Below are 5,136 nucleotides of genomic sequence, written 5' to 3' on the forward strand. Positions count from 1 at the left end.
GCTCGCGATGGCGTCGTGTCAGGCAATACATTTCGCAAATGGACGACCGCTTTCGCGAGCAGGCTCGCTCCCACAGTTAATCTTCTGAATACAAATACCGTGTACGACACAAAACCCTGTGGGAGCGGGCTTGCCCGCGATGGCGATCTGGCAGGCGACTATGTTTAAAGATCTGCCAAAACATCAGAACCCCGCGATGGCGATCTGGCAGGCGACTATGTTTAAAGATCTGCCAAAACATCAGAACCTTCCCACGAAATTTTCAGGTTGTCTGTCGGAAGCGCGATCTCTAGGCTTTTGGGTGTCGCTGCAAAAAGCAGCGACCGGGTTTCGCAGCCCGGTTAAACTTCAGACGCACAGCGTCCACCATCCGAAAGCGGGCGTTTTTTTATGCCTGTGTTATGGCGGCTGTGCGCGGGAGATCTTCGGGTCTGCCGGGTTCCTGAAGTCCCGGTCTGCGAACCTGCGTACAGCTGCCACCTTATGTTCGTTTCGCAGCGAACGGTGACAGCTCCACTACTTCAGGAGTTACACGATGATTAAAGACAGCCCAAATCCTCCAGACACGGAAGCAGAACTGGAAAAAGAAACCGACCCGGTTTCCCCTTACGCCTTTCTCGATTCCAAAAAACTCCACGACGCGGCAATTCGCGCTCTTGATCACTATTTGGCGCCACCACCCGAAAAAAAGGCTAAAGCTGACCGTCGTCCCAGCTCGGTTTTCGTCATCGCCCCCAACGTTGATTCCGAAACCCTTTTGGCTCACGCCTGCGAAACCCTCGCTTCGGCAAATGTGATGGCCAGTGAGTTAGCCTTCGGTCTGAACGGACCGACATGCAATCTTATGTTGGCGGTTCAACAGATGATTTCGCTGGCGGAGTTATCGGTAAATCGCGTTCTGGATCAGGTTGATCCGCACCAGTAGCGCAAACGGAAAAAGCCCACTGACCTGTAAAGACCAGTGGGCTTTTTTGCGAGTTTCAATTGCCTGGAATTAAAGCGTACCAAACACCTTCTTCGCCAGACTCGTCGCCGCCGCCGCAGGGTTCTTGCGAATGGCTTCTTCCTGCTTGCCGATCATCTCGAACAAGCCGTTCAGTGCCTGCTCGGTCACGTAGCTTTCGATGTTGGCGTTCTTGGTATCCAGCACGCCCATGGTCGCTGCCTGGCCTGCGAAGGTGTTGTATTGCTTGGCCAGGCCGACCTGATCGGTGGCTTGTTTCACGATCGGCAGAAACTTGACCCGAATCTGTTCGCGGCTGGTTTTGCTCAGGTACTGGGTGGCCGAGTCGTTGCCGCCGCTGAGAATCCCTTTGGCGTCATCGACGCTCATCTTCTTCACGGCGTCTACCAGTATTGGCTGGGCCTGGGTCACGGCGGTTTCGGCCGCTTTGTTCATGCTGGTTTCCAGCTCAGTGACCTGATCGCCCATGCCGAACTGTTTCATTTTGCTGGCGACTTTGCCCAGTTTGCCCGGCAGTTCGATTTTCACGTCCGGGTTGTTGCTGAAGCCGCCCGGCGTGCCGAGTTGTTTGACGGCCAGTTGCGCGCTTTGGGTCAGGGCATCCTTGAGGCCACCGGTGGCGTCTTTTTGCGACAGGTCATTGAGCGACAGCGCCAGTGCGCTGGCGGAGATCATCAAGCCTGCACACAGGCCGGCAAAGCGAAGGGTAGGGCGGAGCATGGCGGCTTCCTTGTTCAAAAAAGAGACATTAGCGAATGGCGTCGACGCGGATTTTCAGTGGCTGCGGATCGCTGCCATCCAGCTGTACGGCGTGGTGTTCGGTGGTGATGAACATCAGTTTGCCGCCGACTTCGATGCGCGCGCTGACGGAGTAGCGATGGCCGGGTTTGACCTGGGCCGGATCGTAACTCAGATGAAACGGCAGGGGCACCTGGCCTTTGACCGGACCTTTCTGTTCGTCGAGGACCACGGCAGGTGCATCGGCCAGGGACACGTCCTGCAAGCTGACGCTTAAGGTGGCGCTCGGTGGCAGGGCAATGCGTTGCAGGTAGAAGACTTCACCATCGAGGGCGGTTTTAGCGGCGGGTTGCATCGTCTGACAGGCGCCCAATAAAGTGGTCATTGCCAACAAAGAGAGTTTTTTCATCGCCGATCTCCGGTCAATGTGGGCGCGAGCAAGCTCGCTCCCACAGGGATTACATTAAGCCTCGGGCTGAGGGGCGACCTGATCCGCCGCATCTTCGCTGCGATGCAATGCCACCTGACGGATCGACAAACGAATCTCCGCCGGCAACACCCGTTTCGCCGCGCCTTCGGCCAGTTCGCCCAGCAGTTCGTGATAACTCAGCTTGCCGGCTTCGTCGCGTTTGAGCACGTCAAGATCCAGCATGGTTTGAATGAAGTGGCGGAACAGGCTCTTGTCGAAGAACTCCGGGGCATTCAGCCCGTGCAGGATCGACAGGCGCTGGGCCATCACGGTGCACAGGTCTTCCAGTTCTTCGGCGCTGATGCTGTTCTGGCCGCTGTTGAGCAGCAGGGACACGGTCATGTAGAAGCGTTGCAGTGTCTGGGCGATGCTCTTCGACAACAACGTCAGCAACACGAAATGCCGCGAACTCGGCGCCGGGCGCAGGTACACGTCGTTCTCGAAACGCAGTAACCCTTGCTCGACGAACGCTTCGAGCCATTGATCGATCACGCCATCCAGCTCGTCCAGCGACCAGCGAATGAACAGCTCCGATTGCAGGTACGGATACAACGCCCGGGTGTAGCGCAGGATCTGTTCGCGGCTCATGCGCGAGGCGCTCTGGAAGAAACTCGCGAGCAAGGCGGGCAGGGCGAAGATGTGCAGCACGTTATTGCGGTAGTAGGTCATGAGGACGGCGTTCTGCTCGTCCAGATACAAAATCTTGCCCAGGGCATCGCTTTGCTCGGACAACAGGTCCATGTCCTTCACATGCTCGATCAACGCCCGGCCGTCGCCGTCCGGCAGCGTGGTGTGCGGCGAATACGGGACCTTGCGCAACAGCGCCAGATACAAATCAAGCACCCGCGCCATGGCGCGATCATCCAGCGCCAGGCGGGTGGTGGACAGCAACGCCAGGGCCACCAGGTTGACCGGGTTGATCGCCGCCGCCTCGTTCAGATGCTGTGCGACTTTTTCGCCGAGACGGTTTGTGGTTTCGTTGAGCCAGGCCGGTTTGAACTGCGGGCCGAGTTCCTGTTTACGCCAGTCGGGCTGTTCGCTGTCGAGGAATTCCGCGAGTTTGATCGGTTCGCCGAAGTTCACCGCCACCTGGCCGAAACGCTGCTTGAGCGCACCGATGACTTTGAAGATGTCGAAGATCGATTCTTTCTTCTTGCTCGCACCACGCAGTTCGCCGAGGTAGGTTCGGCCTTCCAGCACACGCTCGTAGCCGATGTAGACCGGAATGAACACGATGGGCATGCGCGATGAACGCAGGAAGCTGCGCAGGGTAATTGCCAGCATCCCGGTTTTCGGTTGCAGCATGCGCCCGGTGCGCGAGCGGCCGCCCTCGACGAAGTACTCGACCGGGAAACCTTTGGTGAACAGAGTGTGCAGGTATTCGTTGAATACCGAGGTGTACAGCGGATTGCCCTTGAAGGTGCGGCGCATGAAGAACGCGCCGCCACGACGCAGCAGGCTGCCGATCACCGGCATGTTGAGGTTGATCCCGGCGGCGATGTGCGGCGGGGTCAGGCCATTGCGGAACAGTAAATAGGACAGCAACAGGTAGTCGATGTGGCTGCGGTGGCACGGCACGTAAATCACTTCGTGGCCCTGGGCAACTTTCTGCACGCCTTCGATGTGGTTGACCTTGATGCCGTCGTAGATCTTGTTCCAGAACCAGCTCAGCACTACTTCCAGGAAGCGGATCGCGGTGTAGGTGTAGTCCGAAGCGATCTCGTTGCCATAGCGCAGCGCCTGGGCCTTGGCTTTCTCCGGAGAGATGTTCTCGCGCTCGGCTTCGTCGAGGATCGCTTGCTTGACCAGCGGTTGATTGAGCAGGCCTTTGACCAGGTTGCGACGGTGGGAAATGTCTGGGCCGATCACCGCGGCTTTCAGGTTGCGGAAGTGTACCCGCAGGATCCGCTGGGCCATGCGCACCGTGCGCTCGTGGCCTTTGTTATGGTCGATCAGCTCTCGCAAGTGAATCGGTGCCGAGAACTGCACGCGGGTCTTGCGCCCCAGCACGATGACGCTCAGCAATCGACGCAGGCGACCGGTAACGGCCCAACTGTCGGCGAAGAGCAATTTCCACGGGCTCGATTCGCTGTCGGGTGACTGCCCCCAGAACACGCTGACCGGAATGATCTGCGCGTCTTCGGCGGCGTTCTGGCTCAGGGCACTGACCAGGCGGGTCAGGGCGGGCGGCGCACCACGTTTGTCCTGTCGGCCGAGCCAGTCGGGTTCCGGTGTCAGGTAGAAAAATGCGGCGGGTTCCACCAGATTACCCACCGACACAGGCAGCACCGGGCGGGGCAGGCCGGCTTTGCTGCATTCGGTGTCGACCACGGCCAGGTCGGTCAGCGAAGGGTTTTGCAGGACGTAGAACACCGGACGACTGCGGTCGAGGTTGAGGGTGAACGACGACTGGTTGATCGTCTCCGAGCGAACCCAGAGATAGAGCAGTCGGCGCAGGGTGCCAAAAACAAGACGGCGGAACGGGGAACGGGTCATACGGCTTCTGCGTGAGTGAGTAAAACCAAGCAATTGCTCGGGCGGCCGATAGTGTGCCGTATTCGTCGAAAATCGGCAAAAAAGCGGGTAAGTAAAGTTGAGTTGAGAGTTTTGGCGCCTGTCATATACTCGGCGCCTCAACAATAAAAAGAAGGGGGTATCGATTCATGGCTACGCGCGAAACCGGCAATGTGAAGTGGTTCAACGACGCCAAGGGCTACGGCTTCATTCAGCGCGAGGACGGGGTGGACGTGTTCGTGCACTACCGCGCGATCCGCGGCGAAGGGCATCGCTCGCTGGCTGAAGGTCAGCAGGTGGAATACGCCGTGGTGACCGGCGAGAAAGGCTTGCAGGCAGAGGATGTGGTGGGTTTGTAACCCCACTCCTCAGACCACACAAAAAACCTGTGGGAGCGAGGCTTGCCCGCGAAGGCGTCATCACTGGCGCTAAAAGCTTCGCGGGCAAGCCT

The 5,136-nt window shown here is 58.5% G+C and carries 6 protein-coding genes; 3 read left to right on the forward strand and 3 right to left on the reverse strand.

The window, feature by feature from the left end; all coding sequences use genetic code 11:
• Window positions 1–160: 160 nt before the first annotated feature.
• Window positions 161–508: a hypothetical protein gene (locus QMX98_RS32235; protein ID WP_282411952.1), complete on the forward strand. Its 348-nt coding sequence runs from the start codon at window positions 161–163 to the stop codon at window positions 506–508.
• Window positions 509–535: 27 nt separating this feature from the next.
• A complete protein-coding gene (locus tag QMX98_RS32240; RefSeq protein WP_077748318.1) occupies window positions 536–925 on the forward strand; it encodes a DUF6124 family protein in 390 nt (129 codons plus the stop codon).
• A gap of 69 nt (window positions 926–994) precedes the next feature.
• On the opposite strand, the gene QMX98_RS32245 is transcribed toward QMX98_RS32240, so the two are convergent.
• The 3 genes from QMX98_RS32245 to plsB are packed head-to-tail and all read right to left on the reverse strand — an operon-like array spanning window position 995 to window position 4,667.
• Window positions 995–1,684 carry a DUF4197 domain-containing protein gene (locus QMX98_RS32245; protein WP_083374919.1) on the reverse strand — a complete coding sequence of 230 codons (690 nt, stop codon included), beginning with the start codon at window positions 1,682–1,684 and terminating at the stop codon, window positions 995–997.
• 28 nt (window positions 1,685–1,712) lie between these two features.
• Complete coding sequence (locus QMX98_RS32250) at window positions 1,713–2,111, reverse strand: YbaY family lipoprotein (protein WP_010462866.1); 399 nt, start codon at window positions 2,109–2,111, stop codon at window positions 1,713–1,715.
• A 54-nt stretch (window positions 2,112–2,165) separates the two neighbouring features.
• Window positions 2,166–4,667 carry a glycerol-3-phosphate 1-O-acyltransferase PlsB gene (gene plsB / locus QMX98_RS32255; protein WP_010462864.1) on the reverse strand — a complete coding sequence of 834 codons (2,502 nt, stop codon included), beginning with the start codon at window positions 4,665–4,667 and terminating at the stop codon, window positions 2,166–2,168.
• Window positions 4,668–4,834: 167 nt separating this feature from the next.
• On the opposite strand from plsB, the gene QMX98_RS32260 reads away from it, so the two are divergent.
• On the forward strand, window positions 4,835–5,044 hold the full coding sequence (locus QMX98_RS32260; protein WP_010462862.1) for a cold-shock protein: 210 nt from the start codon (window positions 4,835–4,837) through the stop codon (window positions 5,042–5,044).
• Window positions 5,045–5,136 lie beyond the last annotated feature (92 nt).

Origin of the sequence: Pseudomonas sp. PS02303, assembly GCF_029959925.1 — a bacterium.
Taxonomy (GTDB): Bacteria; Pseudomonadota; Gammaproteobacteria; order Pseudomonadales; family Pseudomonadaceae; genus Aquipseudomonas; species Aquipseudomonas mandelii.